Annotated in this window: 12 protein-coding genes and 2 tRNA genes; 3 read left to right on the top strand and 11 right to left on the bottom strand. The window is 70.5% G+C overall.

What is annotated here, in order from left to right; translation table 11 throughout:
• Positions 1-99: 99 nt before the first annotated feature.
• From ACZ4N4_RS23025 to ACZ4N4_RS23010, 4 genes are all read right to left on the bottom strand, one after another.
• Positions 100-173, bottom strand: a tRNA-Met gene (locus ACZ4N4_RS23025).
• A gap of 84 nt (positions 174-257) precedes the next feature.
• A complete protein-coding gene (locus ACZ4N4_RS23020; protein WP_453570913.1) occupies positions 258-2,099 on the bottom strand; it encodes a tetratricopeptide repeat protein in 1,842 nt (613 codons plus the stop codon).
• A gap of 285 nt (positions 2,100-2,384) precedes the next feature.
• Positions 2,385-2,458, bottom strand: a tRNA-Met gene (locus ACZ4N4_RS23015).
• A gap of 41 nt (positions 2,459-2,499) precedes the next feature.
• The gene (locus ACZ4N4_RS23010) at positions 2,500-5,460 is read right to left on the bottom strand and encodes a UPF0182 family membrane protein (RefSeq protein ID WP_453571056.1); all 2,961 of its coding nucleotides are present in this window, start codon (positions 5,458-5,460) and stop codon (positions 2,500-2,502) included.
• 181 nt (positions 5,461-5,641) lie between these two features.
• Here ACZ4N4_RS23010 and ACZ4N4_RS23005 point away from each other — a divergent pair, with 181 nt between their 5' ends.
• A complete protein-coding gene (locus ACZ4N4_RS23005) occupies positions 5,642-6,190 on the top strand; it encodes a PPA1309 family protein (RefSeq protein WP_467591560.1) in 549 nt (182 codons plus the stop codon).
• A gap of 108 nt (positions 6,191-6,298) precedes the next feature.
• On the opposite strand, the gene ACZ4N4_RS23000 is transcribed toward ACZ4N4_RS23005, so the two are convergent.
• The 4 genes from ACZ4N4_RS23000 to ACZ4N4_RS22985 form a co-directional block, all read right to left on the bottom strand.
• Positions 6,299-7,396, bottom strand: coding sequence for a YlbL family protein (locus ACZ4N4_RS23000; RefSeq protein ID WP_467591557.1), 1,098 nt, complete (start codon positions 7,394-7,396; stop codon positions 6,299-6,301).
• 60 nt (positions 7,397-7,456) lie between these two features.
• Complete coding sequence (locus ACZ4N4_RS22995) at positions 7,457-7,621, bottom strand: hypothetical protein (protein WP_351745444.1); 165 nt, start codon at positions 7,619-7,621, stop codon at positions 7,457-7,459.
• A 117-nt stretch (positions 7,622-7,738) separates the two neighbouring features.
• Positions 7,739-8,200 (bottom strand): molybdenum cofactor biosynthesis protein MoaE, encoded by a 462-nt coding sequence (locus ACZ4N4_RS22990; RefSeq protein WP_384480508.1) that lies wholly within the window; start codon positions 8,198-8,200, stop codon positions 7,739-7,741.
• Positions 8,201-8,353: 153 nt separating this feature from the next.
• A complete protein-coding gene (locus ACZ4N4_RS22985) occupies positions 8,354-9,466 on the bottom strand; it encodes an SDR family oxidoreductase (RefSeq protein ID WP_450754996.1) in 1,113 nt (370 codons plus the stop codon).
• 192 nt (positions 9,467-9,658) lie between these two features.
• Here ACZ4N4_RS22985 and ACZ4N4_RS22980 point away from each other — a divergent pair, with 192 nt between their 5' ends.
• Positions 9,659-11,095, top strand: coding sequence for a zinc-dependent metalloprotease (locus ACZ4N4_RS22980; RefSeq protein ID WP_467591553.1), 1,437 nt, complete (start codon positions 9,659-9,661; stop codon positions 11,093-11,095).
• Positions 11,092-11,613, top strand: a complete 522-nt coding sequence (locus ACZ4N4_RS22975) for an NUDIX hydrolase (protein ID WP_467591550.1) — start codon at positions 11,092-11,094, stop codon at positions 11,611-11,613. The genes ACZ4N4_RS22980 and ACZ4N4_RS22975 overlap by 4 nt, the downstream gene beginning before the upstream one ends.
• 69 nt (positions 11,614-11,682) lie before the next feature.
• Here ACZ4N4_RS22975 and ACZ4N4_RS22970 read toward each other — a convergent pair whose 3' ends face one another.
• The 3 genes from ACZ4N4_RS22970 to ACZ4N4_RS22960 are packed head-to-tail and all read right to left on the bottom strand — an operon-like array spanning position 11,683 to position 14,836.
• Positions 11,683-12,438: an AIM24 family protein gene (locus ACZ4N4_RS22970; protein ID WP_453570897.1), complete on the bottom strand. Its 756-nt coding sequence runs from the start codon at positions 12,436-12,438 to the stop codon at positions 11,683-11,685.
• Between the two features lie 17 nt (positions 12,439-12,455).
• Entirely contained in the window at positions 12,456-13,136 is a 681-nt protein-coding gene (locus ACZ4N4_RS22965; RefSeq protein WP_351704845.1) for an AIM24 family protein, read from the bottom strand.
• Positions 13,137-13,147: 11 nt separating this feature from the next.
• A complete protein-coding gene (locus tag ACZ4N4_RS22960) occupies positions 13,148-14,836 on the bottom strand; it encodes a TerD family protein (protein ID WP_467591546.1) in 1,689 nt (562 codons plus the stop codon).
• Between the last annotated feature and the right edge of the window lie 80 nt (positions 14,837-14,916).

The following is a 14,916-nucleotide window of genomic DNA, read 5'->3' as shown; positions in this document are numbered from 1 at the left end:
CTGAACAGAAACCTCAGAGCAACGGCCCCAAAAACAGAAACCCGGGGACAAAAACCGAGGGCCGGAATCCGTTTCTGGATTCCGGCCCTCGGCCTTCAGTAGCGGGGACAGGATTTGAACCTGCGACCTCTGGGTTATGAGCCCAGCGAGCTACCGAGCTGCTCCACCCCGCGTCGATGAACAGAACATTACGTGAGGGGCGCGCACAGATGCAAATCCATTGCTGTCAGCCCACCTGACCTGCGGAAACGCGCAGCTCAGGCCGACAGCTCCTCGCGCAGCGCGTCCCGCAGCCGCCCCGCCCGCTCGGTTACCTCGGCCGGTCCCAGCGCCACCGCCCGGTCCGCCCAGCGCTGTCCCTCCGCGAGCTCGCCACGACGCGCGTAGACCAGGGCCAGCCGCAACGCCGCCCGCCCGTGCCCCGCGTCGGCGGCCCGCTGCCACCACACGGCGGCCTCGGGTTCGCTCCCCTCCCGGGCCAGCAGCAGCCCCAGGTTGAACGCGCCGTTCCGCGACCCGGCCTCGGCCGCGATCCGGTACCACCGCGCCGCCTCCACCACGTCCCCGCGCGCGGCGGCGAGCATCCCGACCCGCACCTGGGCGCGCCGGTGCCCCTGTGAGGCGGCCCGCTCGTACCACTCCTCGCACTCGGTCTTGGTGTGCAGCGAGGACTCCCCGAGCTCGTGCTCGGAGACCTTCGGCCGGCGCGCGTCGAGCACGGCGGCGAGCCGGTACGCGGCCTCGGCGCTCCCGCCGCCCGCGGCGCACCGCAGATGCCGCTCGGCGGCGGCCTCGTCGCCCTCCCGCAGCCGGGCGATGCCGACCTGGAGCGCCGCCTCCGTGTGCCCGGCGGCGGCAGCCCGCTCGTAACAGCGCAGCGCGACGCCGTCCTCGCCGCGCCCGGCGTAGAGGATCCCGAGGTTGAACGCGGCGTCCACGCTGCCGGCCTCGGCGGCCTTGGAGAACCACGGTTCCGCGCCGGCCGTGTCGCCGCCTTGGAGCAGCAGGATGGCGAGCGCGTTCGCCGCCTCCCGGTGCCCCGCGTAGGCCGCCCGCCGGTACCACTGCTCGGCCTGCGCGGTCCGCCCCTGCTCCGCGCAGAGCAGCCCGAGGTTGTACGCCCCGTTGTCGTCGCCGGCGTCCATCGCCGCGCGGTACCAGCGCTCGGCGGTCTGCGTCTCGCCGCGCTCGGCGTGCAGCGCGCCGAGCGCGTTGGCCGCGTTGCCGTCGCCGTCCTGCGCGGCCCGCAGCCACCACACGGCGGCACTCTCGGTGTCCCCGGCGTCGCGCAGCAGGAAGCCGAGCGCGCAGGCGGCCCGCGCCTCGCCGTCCTTGGCGGAGGTCAGGTACCAGCGCCCGGCCTCCTTGAGCCGGCCGCGCCGCTCCAGGATCGCCCCGAGATGCAGCGCGGCCCGCCGGTGGCCCCGGGCGGCGGCCTGCCGGTACCACTGCTCGGCCTCCTCGGCCTCCGGAGTCCCGGCGGCGGCCTCGGTGCCGGCACCGTCGTCGGCCCCGGCGTCGCCCTCACCGGCGCCCGCCCTGCGGTCGAGCGCGCGCGCCAGCCGGTACGCCGCCTCCCGATGCCCGCGCTCGGCGGCGGCCCGCATCCACTGGCCGGCGGCCGCGTCGCCGCGGTGCTCCAGGAGGTCGGCCAGCGCGTAGGCGCCGAGCGCATGGCCCTGCTCGGCGGACTGGCGCAGCCAGTACTCGGCGGCGGGCTCGTCACCGCGCTCCCGGTGGTGCCGGCCGAGCGCGTGGGCGGCGGCCGCGGAACCGGCCACGGCTGCGATCCGCCACCATCCCGCGGCCTCGTCGGGGTAACCGCGCTGGTGCAGCAGGACGCCCAGGTTGTTGGCGGCGGCACGGTCACCGGCGGCGGTGGCGGCACGCAACAGGGATTCGGCGCCGTCGAGGTCGCCACGGCGCAGCAGCATGGCGCCGAGCACACTCATCGACTCGACGTCACCGGCCTCGGCATGGAGCCGGTGTCGTGCCTCTTCAGCGGCCTCGGCGGCCTCGTCGCGGGTCGGCTCCTCGCCCGAAGGCTGCACAAATCGCCCTGTCTCGAACAGAGTTGCCTTGTCCCCCATAACGTCCATCGTCGCACCACCTGCAACCTGGGTACATCCGGTATACCGCAACCCGTGAGGTCACTTCAGCGTTTTGTCGACATGCCCACAGAACGACAAGTCAAACACATCTCGCGCAACTCCCCACAGCGGCTCGGCGACCTCGCGCACCGGTACATGCGTTCGCCGACCGTCCGGACGCCACGAGCCGACCATCCGGACACCACGCACGAGCCGCCGGTCCGGGCGCCGTTGGCTGCCCGTCCGCACACCACGAAGGCCCGGATCCAAGAGGATCCGGGCCTTCGATTCCAGTAGCGGGGACAGGATTTGAACCTGCGACCTCTGGGTTATGAGCCCAGCGAGCTACCGAGCTGCTCCACCCCGCGCCGTTGTGTTCAAACCGTACCACGGCGCGGGGCGGTCCCGATCACCCGCTCGGACTGGGACTGCTGCTCGCGGTGGGACTCCCGCTGGTGGCAGGGCTCGGACTGCTGCTCGGCGACGCGCCGCCACCGGTCCCGCCGGCCTTGGACTGCGCCGCCTCGGCCCGGCTGAGCGCGTCCCGCAGCTCGTCCTGGGCCTTGCCGTACGCCGTCCAGTCGCCCTCCTTCAGGGCCTCCTGTCCCGCCTCGAAGGCCTTCTGGGCGTCGTTCAGCGCCTGTTGGACCGTCGGATTGCCGGATGCCGGCGGCGTGGTCGTCCCGTTGTCGGAGGATCCCGTGTCCGAGGACCCGGTGTCCGAGCCGTTCGAGCCGAACACCTGGTTGAGCGCCTCGTCGAGGGTGTTCTTGAACTCGGTCCTGCCCTGATAGGTGACCAACACCTTGCGCAACAGTGGGTACTTGACCCCGGCGCCGCGTACGTAGACGGGCTCCGCGTACAGCAGGCCCCCGTCCAGCGGCACGGTCAGCAGATTGCCGTACTCGACCTCGGAGTCGCCGCCCTTGAGGAGTTTGATGGCGGCGGCGATCTCCTGTTCGGAGTTGAACTTGCTCTGGACCTGTTTGGGTCCGTCGACGGTCGTACTGGTCGGCAGTTTCAGGATTCTGATCTTGCCGTAGTCCTTGGAACCGGCCTCGGAGTCGACCGACATGAACGCACTGAGGTTGTCCCGGCCGTTGGGCGTGAACGTCGTCGACAGCGAGAACGTCTGCGCGCTCTGGTCCGGCATCTTCATGCTCAGGTAGTACGGCGGTACCGCGTCTCCCGACTTGTTGCTCGGGTCGTCGGGCACCTGCCACACCTCGCTGCCGGTCAGGAACGTCTGGGCGTCCGTCACGTGGTAGCGGGTGAGCAGTTCGCGCTGCACCTTGAACAGGTCCTGCGGGTACCGGAGATGGTTCATCAGGTCCTGCGAGATGGCGCTCTTGGGCTGCACCGTGCCCGGGAAGGCCTTCATCCAGGTCTTCAGCACCGGGTCCTCGGTGTCCCACTGGTAGAGCTTGACGTCGCCGGTGTACGCGTCGACGGTCGCCTTCACCGAGTTGCGGATGTAGTTGACCTGGTTCTGCTGGGCCACCACCGCGCGCGAGTTGTTGGTCGCGGTCAGCGAGTCGGCGGTGGTGTCACCGAGGGTCGTACGGGAGGCGTAGGGATAGCCGTTCGACGTCGTGTAGGCGTCGACGATCCACTGGATACGACCGTCCACGACCGCCGGGTACGCGTCGCCGTCGATGGTCAGCCAGGGGGCGACCGCCTCCACCCGCTCCTTGGGCGTGCGGTTGTAAAGGATCCGCGAGCCCTTGCCGATCGCGCCCGAGTACAGGATCTGCGGCTCGTTGAACGCCACCGCGTACGCGGCGCGGTTGACCGGGCTGGAGAGACTGACCCCGCTCTTTCCCTCGTAGCTGGTGAGCTTCTCACCGTTGTCGTCGGAGTAGTCGATCTCCTTCTGGGGACCGCCGACGATCGAGTACGTGTTCGTCTTCTCGCCGTAGTAGACGCGCTGCTGGTAGGTGCCCAGGTCGCCCTTGGACGGCAGGTCCGACTCGGTGAAGACCGGCTGGCCCTGGTCGTCGGCCTCGGTGCCCTTGGCGGCGACCACGCCGTAGCCGTGGGTGTAGCGGAAGTGGTCGTTGATCCAGTTGTTCTTCGGGATGCCGGCGAGGTTCAGCTCGCGCAGGCCGATGACGGTGTCCTGGACCTTGCCGTCCTTGGTGTAGCGGTCCACGTCCAGATTGGTCGGGAACGCGTAGTAGTTCCGCATCTGCTGGAGTTGCTGGAACGTCGGCGAGACGATGTTCGGGTCCATGATCCGGATGCTCGCCGTGGCGTCGACGTCGTCCCGGAGCTTGGTCTTGTCCGTGGTCGTGCTCTTGCCCGTGTACTCGGTGACCTGGGTGTCGTCGATGCCGTACGCCTCGCGGGTCGCCTTGAGGTTCTTCTGGACGTACGGGGCTTCCTTGGCCTGCTCGTTGGGCTGGACCTGGAACTTCTGGACGATCGCCGGGTAGAGGCCGCCGATGAGGATCGCCGACAGGACCATCAGGCCGAAGCCGATGACGGGCAGCTGCCAGGTGCGCCGCCACAGGGTGGCGAAGAACAGCAGCGCGCAGATGACGGCGATACAGAACAGGATCGTCTTGGCCGGCAGGTACGCGTTCGCGTCGACGTACCTGAGGCCCGTCCAGTTGCCGGTGGCCTTGAAGTCGCTGGACTTGACGGCCAGTCCGTAGCGGTCGAGCCAGTAGGCGACCGCCTTGAGGGCGACGAAGAGGCCGAGCAGCACCGAGAGGTGGCCGGTCGCGGCACCGGTGGCGCGCGCGCCGGGGCTGGTGACGCGCAGCCCGCCGTACAGGTAGTGGGTGAGCGCGGCGGCGATCAAGGAGAGGATCGCGGTGGCGAAGCCGAAGCCCAGCAGGAACCGGAACCAGGGCAGGTCGAAGGCGTAGAAGGAGACGTCGAGGTGGAACTGCGGGTCCTTCTGGTGGAAGGGCACGCCGTTCACCCACATCAGCCAGGTGCGCCACTGTCCGGCCGCGGAGGCGCCGGCGATCAGCCCGACCAGCGCGGTGACCGCGAACAGCAGCCACTTCTTGTACGGCGCGATGCCCATCCGGTAGCGGTCCAGGCTCTGCTGCTCCATGGACATGGCGCTCAGCGGCGGCCGCAGCCGGTGCGCCAGCCAGATGTTGAAGCCCACCGCGGCCGCCATCAGCAGCCCGAAGACGAAGAACAGCCCGATCTTCGTCCACAGGGTGGTGGTGAACACCGAGGAGTAGTGCACCGACCGGTACCAGAGCCAGTCCGTCCAGAAGCCCGCGAACATGGTGAACGCCATGCCGAGTACGGCAAGGACGCCCAGTGTCATGAGCAGGGTCCGGACGCGCCGGGACGGGCGGCCCGCTCTGATCCGCGGCCCCGTCGGGCCTCCGCCGCGGTCCGGCATCTGGAAAGCCAAGGTGCGCACCTCGAAGTTCGCTGTTTGATTCGCTGTTGATCCGCTTTTGTCGCGTCAGGCCCTGTTGTTCGCGGGCCGGACGTGGCCCCCCGTGATCGTGGGGCCACACCTATGCAACTTACTCACGGCTTACTCGGTTCCCGATTCCGGCCATGAACGAGGCAGGATTGTGACCATGTCCAACACTCCCATGGCAGCGAACCCGCTCACCCGGGCCGTCCTCGAGATCGACGAGTACGCCTCCGGTCTCGGCTGGGACCAGCCCGCTCGCCTCTTCGCCCTCGTCGACACCGCACGGCTGCGCACCCAGGAACCGGCTCTCGCCGCCCAACTCGGTCTGGAGGACGAGTCCGCGACCACCGGTCTCACCCCGATCGAGCAGGACGAAGTGCCAACGGACAAAGCGCTGGACGAGTTCCTGGGCACCATCGCCTGGCCGGACGCGGTGGTCGGCTGCGCGCTCACGGTGGAGCGGCTGATGCTGCCGCCGTCCGCCGAGAACCAGGTCCCGGAGGGGCTGAGCGACGCCAAGCTGGCCAAGTGGGTGGCGCAGCACCCCGACCGCCAGGAGGTCCGGATGACGGTCGGCGTACTGCGGGACGGCAGCCGCGACTCGGCGGTCCGGCTGCGCGAGAAGGACTCGCCGACGGAGGTCCTCACCGGCCCCGAGCTGGTCCCGGGCCTGGCGGAGGCCCTGAAGGCCACGTTCGCGGACTGAACGCGTCGCCGGCGGCCGGCACGGCCCCGCACACGGCTCTCATATGGCACCGGGGGCGCCCCTCGTGAGGAAGGGCGCCCCCGGGCTTTTCAGGTCCTCTGCGGAGCCTCAGCTCTTGGTGCTGCACTTCGGCAGGGCGCCGGTGTCCCCGGCGCGGATGTCCTTGAGTGCCCCGAGGGCGTCGTCGATCGTCTTGACCTTGACCAGGGTGAGCCCACTCGGGGTGTCCTTGGCGGCCTCGGCGCAGTTGTCGGCCGGGGTCAGGAAGTACTGGGCACCCTTGCTGCGCGCCCCGATCGTCTTCAGCGAGATGCCGCCGATCGGGCCGACCGTGCCGTCGTCGGTGATCGTGCCGGTGCCTGCGACGAACTTGCCGCCGGTGAGGTTGCCCGGGGTGAGCTTGTCGTAGATGCCGAGCGCGAACATGAGGCCGGCGCTCGGTCCGCCGACATCGGCGAGCTTGATGTCGATGTCGAACGGGAACGTGTGATCGGTCCCGGCGGAGATCCCGACGATGGCGCGCTTCTCGCCGCTGTCGCTGGAAGCGGTCGTCTTCAGGGTGACCTTCTCGGTCCTGGTGGCCGTCTTCTTCGCCTTCACGGCGGCCGCCTGCTCCTTGGCCGGTACGACCGTGAAGACGACGTCCTCGCCGGGCTTGTGCTTGGTCACCAGCGTGGCGACGTCGGTCGGCTGCTTGACCGCCGTACCGTCGACGGCCTTGATCACGTCACCGGCGTGCAGCTTGCCCTCGGCGGGCGAGTCCTTGAGGACCGTCGAGACGATGACCCAGGACTGCACCGGGACGCGCAGTTCCTTCAGGGCGGCCACCTTCGCGCTCTCCTGGGACTCGCTGAACTCCTCGGCGTTCTCCTGGGTGGACTGCTGCTCGGTCTTGCCGTCCGGGTAGAGCGTGTCGTGCGGCACGACCTTGTTGTCGTGGGAGAGCCATCCGAAGACGGCCTCCACGAGGTTCATCTTGTAGTCGGCGCTGGTGACCCGGACGGTCGTCATGTTCAGGTGCCCGGAGGTCGCGTACGTCTTGTGACCGGAGATCTGCAGCACCGGCTCGCCGCCGTGGTCCCCGAGCGTGTTCACGGTCGGACCGGGGGACATCTCCGAGTACGGCACGTTGATGAGCACTCCGGCGCACAGGAGCGCGATCAGCATCAGGGTGGAGGCGAGCATCGTCGCGGTGCGGCGTGGCATGCGAAGACAGTACGGGACGTGTCTGTCAGCGCACCGTCAGGGCCACCCGTCAGAGGCGTCTCAGCTGCCGGAGTGGGACCTCTCCATGGCCTCGCGGAACCGCGCGTACCCGTCGAGTTCCGGCCCGTCGCTGCGTGCCCTCCTGGTCCGGTTGGCCCAGCTGCCCCACAGACCGGCAGCGACCGCGGCCACAAGCGGAATCAGCAACCAGACAAGCGCCCCCATGCCGACCTCCCAACCCCATGACCGTCCGCGACTGACTGATCAGCAGATTAATCATCCGCACTGACAACGCTCACGCGGGGGGTACGGTTACGCAACCGGAGGCCGGACAGGCGTTCTTCAGCAGGCTCCGACCCATTCCTCCGTCCCGTCCGAGAACTTCTGGTGCTTCCAGATGGGCACCTCGTGCTTGATGTCGTCGATCAGCTTGCGACAGGCTTCAAAGGCGTCCCCGCGATGCGGACACGACACGCCGACGACCACGGCGAGATCACCCACCCGCAGGTCCCCCACCCGGTGCACCGCCGCCAGCGCCCGCACCGGATACTCGGCGACGACCTTCTCGGCGATCCGCCGCATCTCGCTCTCGGCACTGGGATGACACGAATAGCCGAGCGCGTCCACATCGGCGCCTCCGTCGTGGTTCCGCACGGTCCCCACGAACAGCGCGATGCCACCGGCCGCGTCGTCCCCCACGGCCGCGAAGACCTCGTCCACGGAGAGCGCGCTCTCCCGGATCCCGATCAGCTTGACGGGATCTTCGGCACCCAGCTCACCGGGATGATCGTTCACAGCAGCCATACCCCCATCGTGCCGCAAGCCCGACACCACACGGAATACGCCCAACCCCCGGCACACGCGCGTACCCGTTTGGAGACTCCTACGAGTCCCGGCTCGCGATCACGGGTTCCGGCCTGCGCCCGCCGCCCGGTCGGGGCCGCCGTCGGCCCCTCGTCAGATCCGCCGCCGGGCCTTCCGTGCCCGCCGTACCACGGCCGCGGCGCCCAGCAGTGCGACCGTCGCGCCCGCCGCGCCCGCGGCCGTCGCGTCCTTGCGGCCGAGCCGCCGCCCGACCACCGTGTGCCGTCCGGCCGCCTCCTCCAGCAACTCGGCGAGGACCTCCTCGTTCGTCCACCCCGGCCGCCACCCGGCCTCGTGCAGCCGGCTTCCGCTCACCACCCACGGATACATCGTGTAGGCGAGATCCCCGGCGGGCGAGGGTGTCAGCCCGATCCGGTGCAGCCGCGCCGCGGCGCCCAGTGCCACCGCCGACGGCAGCTCCATCCGCCGGATCCCGCTGAGCTCCTCGACCTCCTCCTGCTCCAGCCATCCGTCGCAGCCGACGGCGAGTTCCCCCTCGACCTGCTCCAGCACGGCGTACTCCAGCGCGCTGCACAGGTCCTCGACGTGACAGAACTGCCAGGCGGGCCGCGAGCCGGCGACCACGAGCAGCCTGGGCGACTCGAAATACCTGGTCAGCGCGGTGTCGGTGCCTCCGACGAGCACCGCGGGGCGCACGACGGTGACATTGAGCCCGGGGTGCGCGCGGGGCGCCCGGCGCGCGAGCCGCTCGATCTCCAGCAGGTCCCCCACGCCGGTGGCCTCCGCCGTGGCGCGCAACTCCGCGTCCTCGGAGAGCGGCAGCTCGTTGTCCGGGAGGGCGCCGTAGACCATCGCGGAGGTGCACAGCACCACGCGGTGCACCCCGGCCGCGGCCGCCGCCGTCAGCACGGTCTGCGTCCCCCGCACGTTGTAGGCCGTACGGGCGGCGGGATCGGTCTCCAGGTCCAGGTCGAGCGCGAGATGCACCACCACGTCGGCCCCGCGGAGCTTGTCCGCGATGGCCGGATCCCGCACGTCGAGGATGTGCCACTGGGCGTCCGCGCACTCCCCGCGCCGCTCGTCGATGGCGATGACCTGCTTGATCCCCTCGGACGCGGCCAGCCGCTCGGTGAGCAGCGCGCCGACCCCGGTCGCGGCGCCCGTGACGGCGACGACGGGCCCGCGCAGGGCGGCAGGGGTTGACGGGTTTCGCGCTGCGCGAACCTGCGGATCTGGGGAACTCACCGGGCGTCTCCAGCGGTTGTCTTCAGTACGAGCGTGAGTGACGCGTACGTACCAGGTGGCATCCATCCTGCCGCAGGCCGACTGTCGGCGAAGCACCGAGGCCCGATCGGGTCGGGGTGTCTACGCTGGGTGGTGTTGTCGGGCAGCCGCGCCGCCGGAGAGAACCGGTGGCCTTACCAGCCGAGGATTCCCGTGAGTGACACCCCATTCGGTTTCGGCCTTCCGCCGGAGGAGCCGGAAGACGGCGACGAGGGCAAGAAGGAGGACCAGCAGAGCGGTGGTGGGCAGGGACCGGCCAACCCGTTCGGTTTCGGCACACCCGGGGCGGGCGGTTTCGGCAGCCCCGGCGCCGACAATCCGTTCGCTGCCATGTTCGGTTCGCTGAACCCCACCGACCTGGGCGCGGCCTTCCAGCAGCTGGGCCAGATGCTCTCGTACGAGGGCGGCCCGGTGAACTGGGACATGGCCAAGCAGATCGCCCGCCAGACGGTCTCCCAGGGCACCTCGGACGGCGTCAAGGACGCGAGCGTGGGCCCCTCCGACCGCACGGCGGTCGAGGAGGCGGTACGGCTGGCCGACCTGTGGCTGGACGACGCCACGTCGCTGCCGTCGGGTTCCGGCTCGGCCGTGGCGTGGTCGCGCGCGGAGTGGGTCGAGGCGACGCTGCCCGCCTGGCAGGAGCTGGTCGACCCGGTCGCCGAGCGGGTCGGCGCCGCGATGGGCGACGTCCTGCCGGAGGAGATGCAGGCCATGGCCGGCCCGCTGATCGGCATGATGCGCTCGATGGGCGGCGCCATGTTCGGCACGCAGATCGGGCAGGCCGTCGGTGTGCTCGCGGGCGAGGTCGTCGGCTCGACCGACATCGGCCTGCCGCTCGGCCCGATCGGCCGGGCCGCGCTGCTGCCGGTGAACATCGAGGCGTTCGGCAAGGACCTCGGCGTGCCCAAGGAGGAGGTGCGGCTGTATCTCGCGCTGCGCGAGGCGGCCCACCAGCGCCTGTTCTCGCACGTGCCGTGGCTGCGCTCGCACCTGTTCGGCGCGGTCGACGGGTACGCGCGCGGGATCAAGGTCGACACGGCCAAGCTGGAGGACGTGGTCGGCCAGTTCGACCCGCAGAACCCCGAGCAGCTTCAGGACGCGCTTCAGCAGGGCATGTTCCAGCCCGAGGACACGCCCGAGCAGAAGGCGGCCCTGGCCCGTCTGGAGACCGCGCTGGCCCTCGTCGAGGGCTGGGTCGACGCGGTGGTCCACGCGGCGGCGAAGCCGCGCCTGTCGTCCGCCGACGCGCTGCGCGAGACCCTGCGCCGCCGCCGCGCCACGGGCGGTCCTGCGGAGCAGACGTTCGCCACCCTGATCGGCCTGGAGCTGCGCCCGCGCCGACTGCGTGACGCCTCCCGCCTGTGGGCCTCGCTCACCGACGCGCGCGGGGTCGACGGCCGGGACGCCCTGTGGGCGCACCCGGACATGCTGCCGACGGCGAGCGACCTGGACGACCCGGACGGCTTCGTGCACCGCGAGCAGCTGGACTTCTCCGAGCTGGACAGGATGCTCGGCGAGGCCGCCCAGAAGCCCGACCTGCACAAGAAGGACGACCAGAAAGACCAGGCAGAGGGCGACGACACCGAGTGAGCCTGTACGACGACGCGGTCCTCGTCCTCAAGGGGTACGAGGGCCAGGAAGAGCTGCGCCAGGCCTATCTGGACCATCTCGCGGCGCACCCCGACGGGATCTGGAAGGCATGTCACGCGGGGCATGTCACGGCGAGCGCGCTGGTCGTCGACCCCGAGCACGGCCGGGCGCTGCTGACCCTGCACCGGAAGCTGCGGATGTGGCTGCAGATGGGCGGCCACTGCGAGCCGGGTGATGCCACGCTGGCGGCTGCGGCCCTGCGGGAGGCGACCGAGGAGTCCGGGATCCCCGGCCTGACCCTGCTGCCGGGCGGCCCGGTGCGGCTGGACCGGCACCCGATCCCGGCGCCGTGTCACTGGCACTTCGACGTCCAGTACGCGGCGGTGGCCCCGCGGGGTGCCGCCCACGCGATCAGCGACGAGTCCCTGGACCTGCGCTGGTTCGCCTACGACGAGGTCGCGGAGGTCGCCGACGACTCGGTCGTACGACTGCTGGAGGGGGTCCGCGCACGGCTCTGAACCCCAGACCTGCGCAAAGACCCGTGTAAGGGGCGCTTGCCGCGGCGTGCGCCCCTTACCTCGTGGCCGTCAGCTCCAGGCGTTCCCCTGGTTCATTCCGCGCGCGCCCTGCTGGCCCATCCCGAACTGGGCGGCGAGGCCCTGGCCGATCTGGGCGCCCTGCGGCGGGAGCAGTTCACTCGGCTGGACCAACGCGAAGCCACTTCCCATGAAGCTGAGCTCCCAGCCCTCACCGGTGTTGCCGCGACGCCGCCACACACCCGAGGAATGCGTCTGGGCCTGCATCTGGACGCGCAGTCCGGTGGACCAGGCGACGATCGCGTCGGCGTCGCAGTTCACGTATTTGTCGGGCGTGACCTGCATCAGCAGCGGCGCGCCGGAGGTGATCAGGGCGACCTTGCCGCGACCGGTGATGTTGAGCTGGTACTTCCCCGAGCCGGAGATGCCGTAGAGGCTGTCCACGGCGACCACCTCGTAGTGCAGCGAGGAGTCCATGGCGAGGACGTAGCCGCTGTCCACGGTCAGTCCGTCCTGCTCGACGTCCAGGACGTGGACGTGCTGGGCGAGGTTGGCGAAGTAGACCGTGCCCTGCCCGTGGCAGCGCATCAGGTCCAGGCCCTCGCCGGTGTACGCACGCGCGCGTGACTGCTGGTTGTTCGTGTACTCGGCGTCGAACTCGACGAGCCCCTGGTAGGCGACCATCGTGCCCTTGCGGGCGAGGACGTCGTCGTGGCCCTCCAGGACGACCCGCAGCATCTGCTTGTTCTGCAGGCTGTAGCGGTCCCGGACCTGGGAGTCGTTGTGCGCGAAAAGCGGGCTCTGCATGATTCTCTGGCTCCCCCTCAGCCCCGGAAACGAAGGCGGTCGGTGCTGTCCTCGCTGGGCTGGACGACGACGATGCCCTGCCCGGAGAAGGCCATCTGGTAGGCCTCGCCGCTGCCCCGGCCGATCAGGGACTGCGCCTTGAAGCTGCGCTTGCCCTTCACCTTGAGGTTCGGCGACCAGGCGACCAGCGCGTCCGGGTCGACGTACGTCTCGTCCTCGCCACCGCCGCAGTCGACGACGATCGGCTTGCCCCGGGAGGTCAGCGCGACCCAGCCCTGCCCGGAGATCTTGGTGTTCCACAGGCCCTGACCGGCGAACTTCGCGAGCCCCTTGACCCGCTCCACACCCCACGTCAGATGCGCGTCGAAGGCGAGCAGGTTGGTGGCGTTGACGGAGATGCCGTCGCCGTTGAGGTTGATGACGACGACGTCGGCGCCGTAGTCGGCGAGGTAGAGCAGCCCGTCGCCGGAGCACTTCATCAGAGGCGCGCCCTCGCCGGTCATCCAGTCCCGGGCGATCTGGCGCACGGCCGGCGGGTTGGGCTCGTACTGGACGAAGCCCTCGTAGGCGACCATCGACCCCACGCGCGCGAGGAGGTCGTTCCCGGTCTGCATGGCGACCTTCAGCATGTTGTTGCCGTGGTTCTCCATGCGGGCGGTGACAGGTGCGGGGGCGTAGCCCGCGAGCGGCTGGTTCATGACGGGCTCCCTCAGACCTCGTACGGCTGGACCACGATGAAGTTGCCGGGGGCGCCCCGGAACTGCAGGTTGACGCTCTCGCCGGTGTCGCCCGGGTAGGCGTTGCGGCGCATCCGGACCTGGCTGGAGACGATCACCTGGGAGGCCGCCGACCAGGCGACCACGGCGTTGCAGTCGGCGAACGTCGTCGGCGTCACGGGCAGCACGACGGGCGTGCCGTGCGTTTTGACGACGATGGTGCCGGTGCCCTGGAACTGCATCGTGAACAGCGCGCCGCCGGGGATGCCGTGGCCCTCGATCCGGCGGACCTCGTACTGGAGGCTCTCGTCGAAGGCGAGGACGCTCTCGGCGGAGACACAGATCGCGTCGCCCTGGAGCTCGATGGGGTGCAGATGGGCGGAGTTCTCGGCGAGGAACACCTGGCCGTGGCCGGTGCAGCGCATCAACTGCATCTCCTGGCCGGTGGCGTTGCCCACGATCCGGCCGGCGAACCCGGCGCCCTTGTAGCCGAAGTCGACCTTGCCCTGGTAGAGCACCATGCTGCCCTGCCGGGCCAGCACCGGCTGGCCGCCCATGCCCAGGTCGACCCGGACGAGCTTCTTGTTCTGCTGCGTCCAGCGCTGCCCGGTGGGCGTCTCCTTGAACTTCTCGAGCGCCGCGCCCACTCCGGCACCGCCCTGGGGAGCGCCCTGCGGGACTCCGTAGGTCTGCTGGCCGGGGACCTGTCCGAACGGCGGCTGCTGGCCGTAGCCCGGGGGCGGGACCGGGGCCTGGGGCGCCTGGGGGTAGCCGGGCGGCGGGGGCGGGGCCTGCGGAGCCGACGGGGGCTGGCCGTAGCCGGGCGGCATGGGCGCGCCCGGGGCGGGCGGCTGACCGTAGGGCGCGGGGGCCGGGGACGGCGGCGGCACCGTGCCGGGGGCGGGCGGGGTCAGCGGGGCGATGACGGTGGGCGCGCCGTGCACGTTCGAAACCGGCGCGGGGCCGGGTGCCGGGGGCGGGGTGAAGCCCTGGGGCGCGGGTGCCGGGGTGTACGGAGGCGCGGGAGCGGGGGCCGCCGGGGCGGGCGCCGGGCTCGGTGCGGGCGCGGCCGGGGCGGCGAACGCGGGTGGCGCGAATCCGGGCGCGGGTCCGCTCTGCGAGGGCTGCGGCTCGGGCGCGGCGGGCGCCTCCTCCTCCATCACCTCGCCGCCGAAGTTCTTCAGCAGCGCCTCCAGACCGCCGTCGAAGCCCTGACCGACGGCGGCGAAGCGCCACACGTCCTTCAGGTAGAGGTCGCCCAGCATCACGGCGCGTTCGGTGGAGAACTCGGAGCCGTCGAAGGAGTACCGGGCCACCTCCTCGCCGCCCGCGACGATCCGGATGTATCCGGGCGCGACCTGCGACATCTGCCCGGCGCCGTCGAGGGTCGCCGTGAACGCCAGCTTCTGGATCCGCGGCGGGACCCGGTCCAGCGTGACCCGGAAGGACTCCGTGTCGCCCGCCTGCGCACCCAGCAGCTGGATGGACTCCTCGGGGGACTTCGGCTGGTTGAAGAAGACGAAGTACCGGTCGTCCGACAGCCGTTCGTCGGCGTCCAGGCCGAAGCAGCTGATGTCGAAGGACAGTCCGGGCCCGGCGATCTGCACACCTACGTACAGATCCGTGCCCGCCGTCAGGTCACTGATCCTGGCCTTGTGGCCGCGTTGGAATTCCCTGGCCATGCGCTACGACCGTCCCCCATCCCGATTGTGAGTGCGTCGCGCCAGGCTAACGGCTAACTCGGACATCGGAGGAAGTCGGT

Source organism: Streptomyces sp. NPDC026538 (assembly GCF_055567535.1).
This window is presented reverse-complemented; position numbering and strand designations above follow the sequence as displayed.